Origin of the sequence: Cryobacterium sp. M25, assembly GCF_002929635.1 — a bacterium.
In the GTDB taxonomy this organism is placed as follows: domain Bacteria; phylum Actinomycetota; class Actinomycetes; order Actinomycetales; family Microbacteriaceae; genus Cryobacterium; species Cryobacterium sandaracinum.
Window position 1 is genome coordinate 193,976 of the sequence record NZ_PJJU01000057.1, and the last position, 12,806, is coordinate 206,781.

General features: G+C 66.8%; 16 protein-coding genes and 2 tRNA genes. 8 read left to right on the forward strand and 10 right to left on the reverse strand.

Translation table 11 applies throughout. The annotated features are described in order from the left end of the window. Positions 1–15: 15 nt before the first annotated feature. The 5 genes from CXY81_RS13980 to orn form a co-directional block, all read right to left on the reverse strand. Positions 16–1,317, reverse strand: a complete 1,302-nt coding sequence (locus tag CXY81_RS13980; RefSeq protein ID WP_104195196.1) for a D-alanyl-D-alanine carboxypeptidase family protein — start codon at positions 1,315–1,317, stop codon at positions 16–18. A gap of 23 nt (positions 1,318–1,340) precedes the next feature. Then, positions 1,341–1,691 carry a metallopeptidase family protein gene (locus CXY81_RS13985; RefSeq protein WP_104170257.1) on the reverse strand — a complete coding sequence of 117 codons (351 nt, stop codon included), beginning with the start codon at positions 1,689–1,691 and terminating at the stop codon, positions 1,341–1,343. 42 nt (positions 1,692–1,733) lie between these two features. Further along, positions 1,734–2,618, reverse strand: a complete 885-nt coding sequence (locus tag CXY81_RS13990) for an ABC transporter substrate-binding protein (protein WP_104195197.1) — start codon at positions 2,616–2,618, stop codon at positions 1,734–1,736. Between the two features lie 161 nt (positions 2,619–2,779). After that, positions 2,780–2,855, reverse strand: a tRNA-His gene (locus CXY81_RS13995). A gap of 42 nt (positions 2,856–2,897) precedes the next feature. Continuing rightward, the gene (gene orn, locus CXY81_RS14000) at positions 2,898–3,518 is read right to left on the reverse strand and encodes an oligoribonuclease (RefSeq protein WP_104195198.1); all 621 of its coding nucleotides are present in this window, start codon (positions 3,516–3,518) and stop codon (positions 2,898–2,900) included. Between the two features lie 91 nt (positions 3,519–3,609). Here orn and CXY81_RS14005 point away from each other — a divergent pair, with 91 nt between their 5' ends. The 3 genes from CXY81_RS14005 to nadE all read left to right on the forward strand — a co-directional run bounded on the left by CXY81_RS14005 (position 3,610) and on the right by nadE (position 4,861). After that, entirely contained in the window at positions 3,610–3,870 is a 261-nt protein-coding gene (locus CXY81_RS14005; protein ID WP_104103273.1) for a thioredoxin family protein, read from the forward strand. Between the two features lie 41 nt (positions 3,871–3,911). Beyond that, positions 3,912–3,984 (forward strand) — tRNA-Arg (locus CXY81_RS14010). Between the two features lie 55 nt (positions 3,985–4,039). Then, positions 4,040–4,861 carry an ammonia-dependent NAD(+) synthetase gene (gene nadE, locus CXY81_RS14015; RefSeq protein ID WP_104103276.1) on the forward strand — a complete coding sequence of 274 codons (822 nt, stop codon included), beginning with the start codon at positions 4,040–4,042 and terminating at the stop codon, positions 4,859–4,861. Positions 4,862–4,919: 58 nt separating this feature from the next. Here nadE and CXY81_RS14020 read toward each other — a convergent pair whose 3' ends face one another. From CXY81_RS14020 to CXY81_RS14040, 4 genes are all read right to left on the reverse strand, one after another. Then, positions 4,920–5,618 carry a hypothetical protein gene (locus CXY81_RS14020; protein ID WP_104103279.1) on the reverse strand — a complete coding sequence of 233 codons (699 nt, stop codon included), beginning with the start codon at positions 5,616–5,618 and terminating at the stop codon, positions 4,920–4,922. A gap of 73 nt (positions 5,619–5,691) precedes the next feature. Next, entirely contained in the window at positions 5,692–5,931 is a 240-nt protein-coding gene (locus tag CXY81_RS14025; RefSeq protein ID WP_104170261.1) for a DNA mismatch repair protein, read from the reverse strand. A gap of 76 nt (positions 5,932–6,007) precedes the next feature. Next, on the reverse strand, positions 6,008–6,964 hold the full coding sequence (locus CXY81_RS16205) for a DMT family transporter (protein WP_158252071.1): 957 nt from the start codon (positions 6,962–6,964) through the stop codon (positions 6,008–6,010). Between the two features lie 5 nt (positions 6,965–6,969). Continuing rightward, positions 6,970–7,977, reverse strand: coding sequence for an aldo/keto reductase (locus CXY81_RS14040; protein WP_104195201.1), 1,008 nt, complete (start codon positions 7,975–7,977; stop codon positions 6,970–6,972). A 17-nt stretch (positions 7,978–7,994) separates the two neighbouring features. Between CXY81_RS14040 and msrA the strand changes: the two genes are divergently transcribed. From msrA to CXY81_RS14065, 5 genes are all read left to right on the forward strand, one after another. Further along, the gene (msrA, locus tag CXY81_RS14045) at positions 7,995–8,516 is read left to right on the forward strand and encodes a peptide-methionine (S)-S-oxide reductase MsrA (protein WP_104195202.1); all 522 of its coding nucleotides are present in this window, start codon (positions 7,995–7,997) and stop codon (positions 8,514–8,516) included. A 430-nt stretch (positions 8,517–8,946) separates the two neighbouring features. Then, positions 8,947–9,429, forward strand: coding sequence for a single-stranded DNA-binding protein (locus CXY81_RS14050; protein ID WP_104103293.1), 483 nt, complete (start codon positions 8,947–8,949; stop codon positions 9,427–9,429). A 159-nt stretch (positions 9,430–9,588) separates the two neighbouring features. Continuing rightward, a complete protein-coding gene (locus tag CXY81_RS14055) occupies positions 9,589–10,122 on the forward strand; it encodes a hypothetical protein (RefSeq protein ID WP_233194180.1) in 534 nt (177 codons plus the stop codon). 5 nt (positions 10,123–10,127) lie between these two features. Then, the gene (ettA, locus tag CXY81_RS14060; RefSeq protein ID WP_104103296.1) at positions 10,128–11,810 is read left to right on the forward strand and encodes an energy-dependent translational throttle protein EttA; all 1,683 of its coding nucleotides are present in this window, start codon (positions 10,128–10,130) and stop codon (positions 11,808–11,810) included. Positions 11,811–11,818: 8 nt separating this feature from the next. Further along, positions 11,819–12,313 carry a thioesterase family protein gene (locus tag CXY81_RS14065; RefSeq protein WP_104170266.1) on the forward strand — a complete coding sequence of 165 codons (495 nt, stop codon included), beginning with the start codon at positions 11,819–11,821 and terminating at the stop codon, positions 12,311–12,313. Positions 12,314–12,335: 22 nt separating this feature from the next. Here the strand turns inward: CXY81_RS14065 and CXY81_RS14070 are convergent, their stop codons facing one another. Continuing rightward, a complete protein-coding gene (locus CXY81_RS14070; RefSeq protein ID WP_104170267.1) occupies positions 12,336–12,749 on the reverse strand; it encodes a ubiquinol-cytochrome c reductase iron-sulfur subunit in 414 nt (137 codons plus the stop codon). Positions 12,750–12,806: the final 57 nt, after the last annotated feature.

Sequence of the window (12,806 nt, forward strand, 5' to 3'; positions counted from 1 at the left end):
CGGAGCCGCACGCGGTTAGCGGTTAGCGGCGAACAGTGCCGAGATCATCGGTGCGGGGTGCAGGAGCCGCCAACCGAGGCCCGGCGCGCTGATCGTGCGGTCGAGCACCAGCGTCGACGTCACCTCGGTGCCCCCGGTCTCCACCGTGACCCGGCCGACGGTCTTGCCCGCCCGGCCGGTCGACACCGTCTCCAGGATCACCTCCGCGTCGCCCGGCGCCTGAGCCTGCCAGCCGTACGTCGTCGTGGCCGTGCGCACGGTTCCGGAGGCCTCGGCCCCCCACAGTGTGCTGAACTCCACGTAGGCGTCACCCTGGGCGAGGGTTGGCAGCTCGCGTACCCCGGCGCGGGCGCTCTCCATCAGGGCGGTGAGGTCACTGGTCAGGGTGTCGTAGTCGGGTTCGCCGAGCAGGGCACCGGCAAAAGTGTAGGTCGAGTCCGGGCCCTGCACCTGGCCGGTGAAGAGAAAACAGACGCCCGCCCCGTCCGTGTAGCTGCGGGTGATGCCGGTGACGCCCTCCTCGGCCAGGAACGCCGTGGTGTTGTCCACGCCGCGCTGGCCCACCAGGGCGGAGGCCGGCTGGGAGAGGATGGCACCGATCACCGGGTCGGCGGCGGCCAGGCCGGCCAGCCGGGCAAGGTCAGTGGCCGTTCCGACGCTTTCGTCGTTGAGCCCGGTGGCGTCGGCGACACGGGTGCCGTCGAGGCCCTGCTTGCCCAGCCAGGCGTTGGCGGCGGCGCTGTAGGCGTCGAGGGAGCCGAAGGCCCAGCGCGCCAGCGTGTCGGCGTGATTGTTGCTGGAGCCGAGGATCATCGCCTGGAGCAGCTCGGTCTCGGTCCACAGTTCGCCCGGGAAGACCACGACGGTGCGGGCACCGGAATTGCCGTAGTCGATGTAGTCCTGGTAATCCGCGGCCGTGATCGGGATCTGAGGCCCCGTCTCACCGAGGGTCAGCGGTTTCGCGTCGAGCACGACCAGGGCGGTCACGATTTTTGTCGCCGCGGCCATTGGCAGCGGTTCGGCCGTGCCGGCCACGGCGAGAGGCAGGGTGGCGGCAAGAGCGTCGGCGTCCAGCGCCGTCGTACCCGGGAAGGCCGGATCGGGTGTGACCGTGGCCAGGCCGATGACGGCGCTGCCGCCGGTGGCCGGCAGCGCGGGCGGGAACGGAACCGACTCGCCGGCCGCCGGCGTGACCAGCGTGGCGGTGGCCTCAGGCAACGGCCCCAGTAGGGTGGCCGGCCCGTAGACGCCGACGGACAGGATGACGAGGGCGCCGACCGTGGCGCCGATGATGCGGGCAGGCCGGGATCTACTCATGACGCAAGGCTAACGGTGGTTGGTCATCCCCAGCCGAGGTCGTGCAGCCTGTCGTCGTCGATGCCGTAGAAATGGGCGATCTCATGCACCAGAGTGATGTGCACCTGGTCGCGCAACTCCTCGAGATCCGCGCAGAGCTCCAGCAACGGCTCCCGGTAGAGCACGATCCGATCCGGCATCTCACCGAAGCCGTACTGCCCACGCTCGGTCAGGGCAACCCCGTCATAGAGCCCGAGGGTGTCCATCGTGCCGTCTTCGGGTCGGTCCTCGACCACGAAGATCACATTGTCCAGGCCGTCGACCATGTCGTCGGGCAGGAGGTCGAGCTCGTCGACGACGAGACGCTCGAATTCCTCGTGAGTCAGCTGCGGCATCCGTTCAGCATCTCACATTCGTTCAGCCTCTCAGGGAGCCGGTCAGCCGTTGATCGTGATGGTGCTCAGGCCGCCGTCGGTGACGCCCCAGGTCTTGAGGATCTCGCCGTAGGAGCCGTCGTCGACCATGGACTGCAGGGCAGCCTGCACGGCCGCTGCCATCCCGGAGTCCTTCGCCACGGCCATGCCGTACGGTGCCTCGTCGAAGGAGGTGCCGGCCTTCTGCAGCTTGCCCGCGGTCTGCTGGATCGCGTAGAGGGTGACCGGGGAGTCTGCGCTGAAGGCGTCGGCCTGACCGAGCACCGTGGCGTTCGTGGCCAGGTCCTGGGTGTCGAACTTGAGCTTGTCGATCGGGGGCTTTCCGGCGGCGACGCAGGCGGCGCTCTTGGCCGGGATTTCGTCGGTGTCCTCGTAGGTGGTGGACTGCACGGCGATCTTCAGGCCGCAGGCGTCGTCGGGGTCGACGGTGGTGCCGGTGGCGGAGGCCCACTGGATGCCGGCCGTGTAGTAGTTGACGAAGTCGACCTGCTCCTGGCGCTTCAGGTTGACGGTGAAGGACGAGTTTCCCAGGTCCATCTCGCCGCCGATGATGCTCGGGATGATGGTGTCGAAATTCGCGACCTTGTAGTCGGCAGTCAGACCCAACTTCGCGGCAATCGCGGCGCCGAGTTCGACTCCCCAGCCGATCGGGTTGCCGGAATCGTCCTTGAACTCGTTGGGGGAGTAATTCGGGCTCGTGCCGATCACGAGCGTGCCGGAGGCGCGGACCTTCTCCGGGAGCAGCGCCGAGGCGGCGGCATCTTCAGTCACGGTACTGGCGGGCGCGGTGGCGTCGGCTCCGGGAACCGGCACAGTGTTGTCGACGCAGCCGGTGAGCAGGAGGGCGGCCACCGCAGCGACGGCGGGGAGGGCGAAACGAGCACGCATGGAGAGATCCCTTTCAGCTGTTCCGGACGCCGTTGGATCGGCGGGGAGGCCGAGGCGAGGACACCGTTTCGGTGAGGCGTTTCGATGCCGGAAATGCGAACGCGCGGCCGGATCCGAGGGCCCGGTCGCGCGTTCGATGGACTGTTTCTGCGTGTTTCAATTGGGGTGAGTAACGGGGCTTGAACCCGCGGCCTTCCGGACCACAACCGGATGCTCTACCAGCTGAGCTATACCCACCATGCGCTGCTTTCCCACAGAGAAGGCAACTCGGCAAGTGTATTACATGTTCGCAGCGAAAATGTTCACGGCTTCGGCCGCGCTGTTCTTCGCCTGTTGGCTGGACGGCCCGGGGTCGGCCACGAACACGGTTTGGCGGTAGTACGCCAGTTCGCGGATGGATTCGAGGATGTCAGCCAGGGCGCGGTGCCCGCCGTCTTTCGCGGGGGCGTTGAAGTACACCCGCGGGTACCAGCGGCGTGCGAGTTCCTTGATCGAGGACACATCGACGTTGCGGTAGTGCAGCTGGGCGTCGAGGCGAGGCATGTATTTCATCAGGAAGGCCCGGTCGGTGCCGATGGAATTTCCCGCCAGCGGAGCCTTCTGCTCGGCCGGGATGAACTGCAGTACGTATTCCAGCACCAGGGTCTCGGCCTCGGCGGCGCTGATTCCGTTCGGGATCTCGTTGATCAGCCCACTGCTCTCGTGCATGTTGCGCACGAAGTCGTTCATGTTCTCCAGCGACGCCTGATTCGGCTTGATGATGAGGTCGAGTCCCGGGTCGATGATGTTCAGGTCGTAATCGGTGATCACTACAGCGATCTCCACCAACTCGTCGGAATCAATGTCCAAACCGGTCATCTCGCAGTCAATCCATACCAACCGGTCACTACTTTTTTTCATGTGCCGAGTCTAACGGCGGACGCCGACCGGCCCTGTTGCGCTGGTCCCGGCAGCGGTGCGACTGAGACGTGCGCTCCGTAGACTACCTCGCATGGAATTGACGTACTTCTCCTCCGCCTTCTGTGAGCCCTGCATGCAGACCCGGGCGGTCCTGGCCGAGGTCGAACGCCTCGTGCCCCAGGCGACCGTGCGTGAGCTCGACGTGGTGCGGGACGTCGCGGAAGCCGAGGCCGACGGCATCCGGATCACCCCCACGGTGATCATCCGGGACGCGGCCGGGATCGAGGTCTTCCGGGCCACGGGTGTGCCGACACTCGCCCAGGTGCTCGTGGCGGCCGCGAAGGCCGTTTGAGCGCCGGCGGGCCGGGTCTGCGGTATCGTTGATCGTTCTTCGCCCCCGTAGCTCAGTGGATAGAGCAGCGGCCTTCTAATCCGCTTGTCGTAGGTTCGATTCCTACCGGGGGCACCGCACGACACCCGTGAATCCTGTTGCCCTACCCTCGGTTTGGTAGATTCGGGAAATGCGAGAACTACAGGCGCGAATCATCGCGGAGCTGAACGTGTCCCCCCATATCGATGCATCCTCCGAGGTTCGCCGCAGAGTGCAGTTCCTCGCGGACTACCTGGTCCGAACGGGGGCACAGGGCCTCGTGCTCGGCATCAGCGGGGGTCAGGATTCCAGCCTGGCCGGCCGTCTGTGCCAGCTGGCCGTGGAGCAGCTCGCCGAGGCGGGACATTCGGCCATCTTCCAGGCCGTGCGCCTGCCGTACCGGGTGCAGCGGGACGAGGAGGACGCGCAGCTCGCCCTGGAATTCATTCGTCCTGCGTCGACCGTCACCTTCGACATCAAGCGCGCCGTCGACGGCATCGAAGCGGAATTCGCCGATGCGACGGGCCGCCCGCTGCCGGACTTCGACAAGGGAAACGTCAAGGCCCGGGTGCGCATGGTCGCCCAGTATGCCCTCGCCGGCTCGGCCGGCCTGCTGGTCGTGGGCACCGACCACGCCGCCGAGGCGGTCACGGGATTCTTCACCAAGTACGGCGACGGCGGCACGGACATCCTGCCGCTGACCGGATTGACCAAGCGTCAGGGGCGAGCGCTTCTGGTCGAGCTGGGGGCGCCGGACCGGTTATACCTCAAGGCGCCGACTGCCGACCTTCTCGACGACAACCCCGGCCAGACCGACGAGGCCAACCTGGGGTTGCGGTACGAGCAGATCGACGACTTCCTGGAGGGGCTGCCCGTCGACGATCTCGTCGCCGAGACGATCGAGAACCGCTACCTCGGCACCGAGCACAAGCGCCAGGTCCCGGCATCGATGTTCGACGAGTGGTGGCGCTGACTCGTGAGAGCTGTGAGCCGCCGCCTCGCTCGGGAGAGCGGCGGCGGCTCACGGACGTCTAGCTCTGGAGCGGGGTGGGGCGCACTTCCAGTGCCTGCACGTCGTCGAGGAGGCGCTGGGTCTCCGTCGACGCCGAGGCCGTTCCAGACGCGTACTGGAGCGGGGCAGGCACGGGCGCGGCCGGCGCGGCGGTGAACTGGTCGTGGTGCTGCTGGGCGGTCCAGGCATCCTGCTCGGCGAGGAGGTTCTTCTCGGTGCTGTTCTTGGAGACCTTCCACCGGTCGAGGTCGCTCTGGAAGATCTTGCGGGTGCGGCCCGGCTTGTCCTGCCATTCGACCAGGCGGTCGCGGAACTCGAGCAGCGCGGGCTCGAGCTGGTACCCGAACGTGGCCGAGGTGCGCTTGAGCTCAGCGAGTTGATGCGCGGCCCAGTTCGCGGCGACGCCCGAACCCTTGATCGGCAGGAGGCGCAGCTGCACGTCGGCCTGGCCCACCGCGCGGTCCGCCATGACCTGCTCCTGCGGCGTGAGCGAGTTCCAGACGGATGCCTCGGTCGCGGCATCCACGAGGGTGCCGATCACGGCCGCCTTGAGAGCCCGGTCGTTCTGCGCCAGGAGGCGTTTGATCGCCCCGCGGGAGATCACCGCCGCCAGAAGGCTGGCGACGACGATCGAGACGATGAGCACCACGGCGCTGAAAACCATGGACTGATTGCTGGCTGCCGTGAGCCAGGATACGAAACTATTCCACCACTGCATGAGCGCACTTTACCGGCGTCTCGGCCCGATCTCCGGGAGCGGCGCGGCGTGCCCTGCGGAGAGGTGCGCGCCGTCAGCGGAAGCAGTCGGCCGCGTCGTCGATGCGCCAGAACGAACCGACGTTCATTGTGCGGGTGGCGGCGAGCAGGCGCCGCGCGGCGAAGTAGTCGCCGTCGACCTCGGTGCGCCGCTCGATGTGCCCGAGCACCATGCCGGACCGGTTCGAGACCCGCCAGAGGCCGTCTTTCACGGGAACGAACTGCAGACCGCGGATGACCGGCAGTCGGGGAAGTGGGGACGCTGGTGTGGACATGGAATTCTCCGAGATCGACCGTACGCGGGTGAGGGTTCCCTCAGGCTACGGAGAGCCACCGACAGTGGTTTCGGCGCTACCGCAGAGGTCCGTTCAGCAGAACCATGTCCTGGCTGGCCAGGTCGAGGTCCACAACCCGGTTCGGACGTGCGGTCTGGGCGACGACGATGCCCGCGAGCACAAGGACCACCCCCGCCATCTGCATCCCGTCGAGGGACTCGCCGAGCCAGAGGAACGCGAACGCGAAGGCGAAGATCACCTCCGAGGCAGACACGATGCCGGCCGCCGTGGCAGTCAGTCGGCCGAGCGCCATGTACGAGAACAGATACGGGGCGAAGGAGCCGAACACGCCGTTCCACAGCGTCAGCAGCCACAGCGGGAGAGACACCGCCCCGAGGTTGCCGTTCAACGCGACATCCTGAACCAGGGTCTGCGGCTCGACCTGCCACCAGGCGCTGAACACGAGCCAGAAAGCGCTGGCGAAAAGCATGGACCAGAACGACACGGCCAGTGGCGAGGTCGCGGCGACCTGCCGCTCCCCGACCAGGAAGTACACGGCCAGGCAGATTGCGGCGAGGATTCCCGCCAGCACACCCAGGTCAGAGAGGGTGCTGGCCCAGATCTGGGCGACGACGGCCATGCCGATCAGAACGCAACCGATGGCCAGCCAGATGCGGGATTTGACCCGCTCCTTGAAGACGAATCGGGCGACCAGGGCGACGATCAGCACCCCGGTGTACTCGAGCATGAGCGCGATGCCCACCGGCAGCAGACTGATCGCCACTGCGTAGAACCACTGGATCAGGGCGACCCCGGCCACCCCCAGGACGGCCATCACCGCGAGCTGGCGCAGGCTGATGCGGAACGCCCGCCGGTTGGTCACGAGCAACAGACCGCCGGCCAGGAGGGCGACGACCGTGACCCGGAAGAAGGTCAGCTGGGCCGGGGACAGGCCCGCATCCACGATCACCTTGGTGGTGCTGCCGTTGAGGCCGAAGAGCAGCGACGCGAGGAGAGCGTAGAGGTAGCCCACTTCGCTCAGCCCAGACCGGTGCCGTGCACGGCGTACGGTTCGATCTCGTCGATTTCGATCTGGGTGAGGGGCGGGGCATCCAGGGCCGCCACGGTCTGCTCGAGCTGGTTCAGGCTGCTCGCGCCGACCAGCACACTGGTCACCGACGGCTGGCGCAGGATCCAGGTGACCGCCAGCTGGGCCAGCGTCTGGCCGCGCGCGGCGGCAATCTCGTTGAGGGCGCGGGCACGGCCCCGGTAGGTGTCGGTGAGAACGTCCTCCGACAGGAAATCGCTCGTCGCGACCCGCGAGCCTGCCGGAACGGTGCCGTCCAGGTAGCGGTCGGTGAGAAGTCCCTGTGCGAGCGGCGAGAAGACGATGCTGCCCATGCCGAGCTCGTCGAGCACGGGGAAGAGCCCGTCTTCGATGTGGCGGTCGAACATCGAGTAACGCGGCTGGTGGATCAGGAGGGGGATCTTGTGCTCGGCCAGCGCCGCCGCCGCGGCCCGCGTCTGCTCGGGGGTGTAGCTGGAGATGCCGACATAGAGGGCCTTTCCCTGCTGCACCGCCGACGCCAGCGCGCCCATGGTCTCCTCGATGGGAGTCTCCGGGTCCGGCCGGTGGGAGTAGAAGATGTCGACGTAGTCGACGCCGAGCCGGCCCAGGCTCGCGTCGAGGGAGGAGAGCAGGTACTTGCGAGAACCGAAATCGCCGTAGGGGCCCGGCCACATGTCGTAGCCGGCCTTGCTGGAAATGATCATCTCGTCGCGGTAGGCCCGGAAATCTTCGGCGAAGATGCGGCCGAAGTTGGTCTCGGCGGCTCCGGGAGGAGGACCGTAGTTGTTGGCCAGGTCGAAGTGGGTGACCCCCAGGTCGAAGGCACGGCGCAGGATGGCGCGTTGGGTCTCGATCGGGCGCTCGTAGCCGAAGTTGTGCCAGAGGCCGAGAGACAGCGCCGGCAGTTTGAGGCCGCTCCGTCCGGCGCGTCGGTAGGTCATGTCGGCATAGCGGTTCTCAGCTGGAACGAAGGTCATGCCGTTACTCTAGGGGTGTGCAAACTTTTGTGGTCGCAGGTGGATGTTTCTGGTGTCTCGATGCCGTGTATCGGGTGTTGCGTGGCGTGAGCGAGGTGGTTTCCGGGTACACCGGGGGCACGGCTCAACGGCCCACGTATGAGTCGGTGTGCACGGGCCGTACCGGCCATGCCGAGGCCATCGCCGTGACGTTCGACCCGGAGGTCATCCCGGCCAGCGTCATCCTCGACGTGTTCTTCTCGCTGCACGACCCGACCCAGCTGAACCGCCAGGGCGCCGACGTGGGCACCCAGTACCGGTCGGCGATGTTCTATACCGACGACGAGCAGAAGCGGCTCTTCGAAACCTCTCGCACTCGCGCCGCCGAATGGTGGGGCGGCGGCATCGTCACCACGATCGAGCCGCTCGGCGAGTACTTCGTGGCCGAGGACCACCACCAGGACTTCTTCGCCAAAAACCCGGGTCAGGGCTACTGCATGGCCGTCGCGCTGCCCAAGGTGAACAAGATCCGCAAGTCCTACGCCGAATACCTCCTCTAGCAGCGCGAGTTCGTGTATTCGTAGGCGGCAAATATCGCTCAGCGCGGCGAAATGAACGGGTTTTCTAGCTGCCGTGCCAGCGCCGCCGAGACCGCCGTGCAAAAACCCGGGCAAACGAATTCGACGGAGATTTTGCCCAAAGCGGCACTAGAAGCTGGGAAAGAGCGCTTTCACAGGAGAATCTCCGTCGAATTGGTTCGACACCGACCGCGGCGCGCACCCGGACCCTCTCCGTCAGAAGCGCGCCCAGCCCTCCCCAGATGCGGGGGGCGGTCATTCGGCACAGGTTCCGGATGCCGCGGCCGCGCGTCGTTCTGCCGCCGCACACTCGGAGTACGCGATCTGGGGCGGCGGAGACAGGCACGAGCCGTCGCTCCAGGTCGCGTGTTCCGGGCATTCGTCCGGGGCTCACAGGATGAGGGAGACCGTAATGAGCGACAGCATCACCGTGACCGGAATCGTGGCCACCACGCCCCGTCACCTCGTGACCAGTTCGGGGCTGGCCATCACGTCGTTTCGGCTGGCATCAAGCCAGCGTCGCTTCGACCGTGTGAAACAGACCTGGGTTGACGCCGAGACCAACTGGTACACGGTGTCCTCCTTCCGGCAGCTCGCCCACAACGTGGAGCGCTCGGTGCAGAAGGGTGAGCACGTAGTCGTGGCGGGGCGGTTGCGCATCCGGCCGTGGGAAAATGCCGACCGCAACGGTACCTCGGTCGAGGTCGAGGCAGAGACCGTCGGGCACGACCTGGCCTGGTGCAGCACCGTCTACACGCGCTCGCCGCCGCCCGGCGCAGCGTCGGCGCCACATCCGACCGAGCCCACGGACGGCTTCCTACCTGCCGATACTGACGACGCACCCCCGATGCGCGACGAGGCAGAGTCCGCGGCGCTTGTCGGGGTCGATTCCTGACGGCGGCAACTCGGCACAGTGTCCGGCACGGTCACCAGCACAGTCACCGGGACAGTCACCGGCACAGTCACCGGCACAGTCACCGGAATAAACTCTCGGGGACACGGGGCATCTGGCAGACTCAGAGGTCTGACCGCACCGCGGTCGCGGAAGGACCACGTGCCGGCACGATCAGATCGGGAAACCCGGAGACGTCGAACCGGCATCCGTTCCCCACGCACCGGTAGCGCGTTGCTGCTCGGGCTGGCCGTCACGGTCAGCCTCGCGGCCTGCTCGGCGGCACCGGCCGCGACTCCCTCGAGCACGGCCACGGCGTCGGCGTCGGCTCGTCCGACCGCGAGCGCGGCGCCCATACCCGCGCCGCAGCTACAGCCGGAGAAGGATGCCGCGGCGAACCTGGCCTACTTCGACAGCGTCGCCACGGCGGTCGTCACCGCCGACGAGAATGCCGGCGGGCGGGCATTCGTGGACGCGCTGGGGGCCTCCGGCTTCGACCGGGCCCAAATGGAGGTTACCTTCGACGAGACCAACATCGACCTCCCAGCGGACTCTATCCAGTTCTCCGTTCGGTTCAACGGCGAATGCCTGATCGGGCAGAACGGACCGGCCACGGGCGGGTACCACAGCGCGGTCACGGCGATCCTCGCATCCGGAACGTGTCTGGTCGGGGCCACCCGGCAAATAGACTGGTAAGTACTATGGCTGAATTTATCTACACGATGGTCCGCGCTCGCAAGGCGGTCGGCGACAAACTGATCCTCGACGACGTCACCATGTCATTCTTCCCCGGCGCCAAAATCGGTATCGTGGGGCCGAACGGCGCCGGAAAATCCACGATCCTGAAGATCATGGCCGGGCTGGACACCCCCAGCAACGGCGAGGCGAAGCTCTCGCCCGGCTACTCGGTCGGCATCCTGATGCAGGAGCCCGAACTCGACGAGACCAAGACTGTCCTCGAGAATGTGCAGGAGGGCGTCGGCCCGATCAAGGCCAAGGTCGACCGGTTCAACGAGATCAGCCTCGCGCTCGGCGAACCCGACGCGGACTTCGACGCACTGCTGGCCGAAATGGGCACGCTGCAGGAGGCCATCGACGCCGCCGACGCCTGGGACCTCGATTCCCAGCTGGAGCAGGCCATGGACGCCCTCCGCACCCCGCCGGGCGATTACTCCGTCGCCGACCTCTCCGGCGGTGAGAAGCGCCGCGTGGCGCTGACCAAGCTGCTGCTGCAGAAGCCCGACCTGCTCCTCCTCGACGAGCCCACCAACCACCTCGACGCCGAAAGCGTGCTCTGGCTCGAGCAGCACCTGGCCCAGTACCCCGGCGCCGTTCTCGCCGTCACCCACGACCGGTACTTCCTCGACCACGTGGCCGAGTGGATCGCCGAAGTCGACCGCGGCCACCTGTACCCCTACGAGGGCAACTACTCGACCTACCTCGAGAAGAAGCAGGAACGACTGCTCATCGCGGGCAAGAAGGACGCGAAGATGGCCAAGCGCCTCGCGGACGAGCTCGAATGGGTGCGCTCGAATGCGAAGGGCCGCCAGGCAAAGTCGAAGGCGCGTCTCGCCCGCTACGAAGAGATGGCGGCAGCGGCCGAGAGCACCCGCAAGCTTGACTTCGAAGAGATCCAGATTCCCGTCGGCCCGCGCCTCGGCGCCCAGGTCATCGATGCCAAGAAGGTCAAGAAGGGCTTCGGCGACCGGGTCCTCATCGAGGATCTCTCCTTCACCCTCCCGCGCAACGGCATCGTCGGCATCATCGGCCCCAACGGCGTGGGCAAGACCACGCTGTTCAAGACGATTGTCGGCCTCGAGCCGCTGGACCTGGGTGAACTGAAGATCGGCGAGACGGTCGACATCTCCTACGTCGACCAGAGCCGCGCGGGCATCGACCCGAACAAGTCGCTCTGGGAGGTCGTCTCCGACGGCCAGGACTATATCCAGGTCGGCAAGACCGAGATCCCGTCGCGGGCCTACGTGTCCACATTCGGGTTCAAGGGTCCCGACCAGCAGAAGAAGGCCGGCGTGCTCTCCGGTGGTGAGCGCAACCGCCTCAACCTGGCGCTCACCCTCAAGCAGGGCGGCAACCTGCTGCTGCTCGACGAGCCCACCAACGACCTGGACGTCGAAACCCTCGGCTCGCTCGAGAACGCGCTCCTTGAATTCCCCGGCTGCGCCGTGGTCATCACCCACGACCGGTGGTTCCTCGACCGAATCGCCACGCACATCCTCTCCTATGAGGGAACCGACGAAGACCCGGCGAACTGGTACTGGTTCGAGGGCAACTTCGAGTCGTACGAGCAGAACAAGATCGAACGCCTTGGCCCGGATGCCGCGAAACCGCACCGGTCCGCGTACCGCAAGCTGACCCGCGACTAGGGCCCGCGATGAAGCTGCGCGTTCCGGTGAAGTTGCGCTGGTCGGATCTGGACGCCTACGGCCACGTCAACAACGCCGAGTTGTTGCGTGTGCTCGAGGATGCGCGCATCCAGGCGTTCTGGCCGGATGAAGACGGCGACGGCCCCGGGACGTTCGCCGGCACCGCCGTGCTGGACGGGCGCCCGGGCGCGGCGACGCTGACCCTGATCGCGCGGATGGAGGCCGAGTATCTGGCTCCGATTCCGTATCTGAGGCAGCCTCTGGACATCCGTCTCTGGCTCGGCAAGCTCGGCGGCGCCAGCCTCGAGGTCTGCTACGAGGTCTGGACTCCGATCGGCCTGGAGCCGGCGGTTCTCTTCGCGCAGGCGAGCACCACGATCGTGTTGGTGGACGCCGCGACCGAGCGGCCGCGCAAGATCAACGAGGTCGAGCGCGCCGCTTGGGCTCCATACGTAGACGAACCCATCCGATTCACCCGGCGCGCGTCCCTGCCGGCGGAGTAGACCGGCCCGGACGCAGTCCGCCTCAGCCTGCGGTGACGGCGTCGCCGGTGACGGTGACCTTCACCGACGCCAGCGGTTCGGTTGCCGGTCCGGCGAGAACCTCGCCGGTGGCACGGTCGAACTTCGAGCCGTGGCAGGGGCAGTCGAACTCGTCCTTTACCGCTTTGACCACGCAGCCCTGGTGGGTGCAGATCGCACTAAACGCCACCACGGTGCCGGCCGTGGGCTGGCTGATCAGGATGGGCTTGTCATCGAGAGAGGCCTCGATCGAACCGCCCACGGGGATGTCGGCGAGCTTGGCTAACTCCACCGGGCCAATGTTGCCGGTGCCGGAGTCTTCGGCGCCGTCGGTGCTGCAGCCGACCAGCGCGACGGCGGTGCCGGCGGTGCCGAGCAGGAGCGCGGTGCGGCGGGAGATGTCGGTGGCGTTCGTCATGGTTCTCCTCGATCGGGCGGGCGTTCAGAGATGTTCATATACGTTCAGACACGTTCA

Excerpts from the sequence above, each read along its gene's own strand:
- CXY81_RS13990 (WP_104195197.1), bottom strand. The coding sequence starts at position 2,618 with ATGCGTGCTCGTTTCGCCCTCCCCGCCGTCGCTGCGGTGGCCGCCCTC.
- CXY81_RS13985 (WP_104170257.1), bottom strand. The coding sequence starts at position 1,691 with ATGCCGCAGCTGACTCACGAGGAATTCGAGCGTCTCGTCGTCGACGAG.
- CXY81_RS14070 (WP_104170267.1), bottom strand. The coding sequence starts at position 12,749 with ATGACGAACGCCACCGACATCTCCCGCCGCACCGCGCTCCTGCTCGGC.
- CXY81_RS14050 (WP_104103293.1), top strand. The coding sequence starts at position 8,947 with ATGAGCGACAGCATCACCGTGACCGGAATCGTGGCCACCACGCCCCGT.
- CXY81_RS14020 (WP_104103279.1), bottom strand. The coding sequence starts at position 5,618 with ATGCAGTGGTGGAATAGTTTCGTATCCTGGCTCACGGCAGCCAGCAAT.
- CXY81_RS13980 (WP_104195196.1), bottom strand. The coding sequence starts at position 1,317 with ATGAGTAGATCCCGGCCTGCCCGCATCATCGGCGCCACGGTCGGCGCC.
- nadE (WP_104103276.1), top strand. The coding sequence starts at position 4,040 with ATGCGAGAACTACAGGCGCGAATCATCGCGGAGCTGAACGTGTCCCCC.
- CXY81_RS14065 (WP_104170266.1), top strand. The coding sequence starts at position 11,819 with ATGAAGCTGCGCGTTCCGGTGAAGTTGCGCTGGTCGGATCTGGACGCC.
- CXY81_RS14005 (WP_104103273.1), top strand. The coding sequence starts at position 3,610 with ATGGAATTGACGTACTTCTCCTCCGCCTTCTGTGAGCCCTGCATGCAG.
- CXY81_RS14040 (WP_104195201.1), bottom strand. The coding sequence starts at position 7,977 with ATGACCTTCGTTCCAGCTGAGAACCGCTATGCCGACATGACCTACCGA.
- ettA (WP_104103296.1), top strand. The coding sequence starts at position 10,128 with ATGGCTGAATTTATCTACACGATGGTCCGCGCTCGCAAGGCGGTCGGC.
- CXY81_RS14025 (WP_104170261.1), bottom strand. The coding sequence starts at position 5,931 with ATGTCCACACCAGCGTCCCCACTTCCCCGACTGCCGGTCATCCGCGGT.
- orn (WP_104195198.1), bottom strand. The coding sequence starts at position 3,518 with ATGAAAAAAAGTAGTGACCGGTTGGTATGGATTGACTGCGAGATGACC.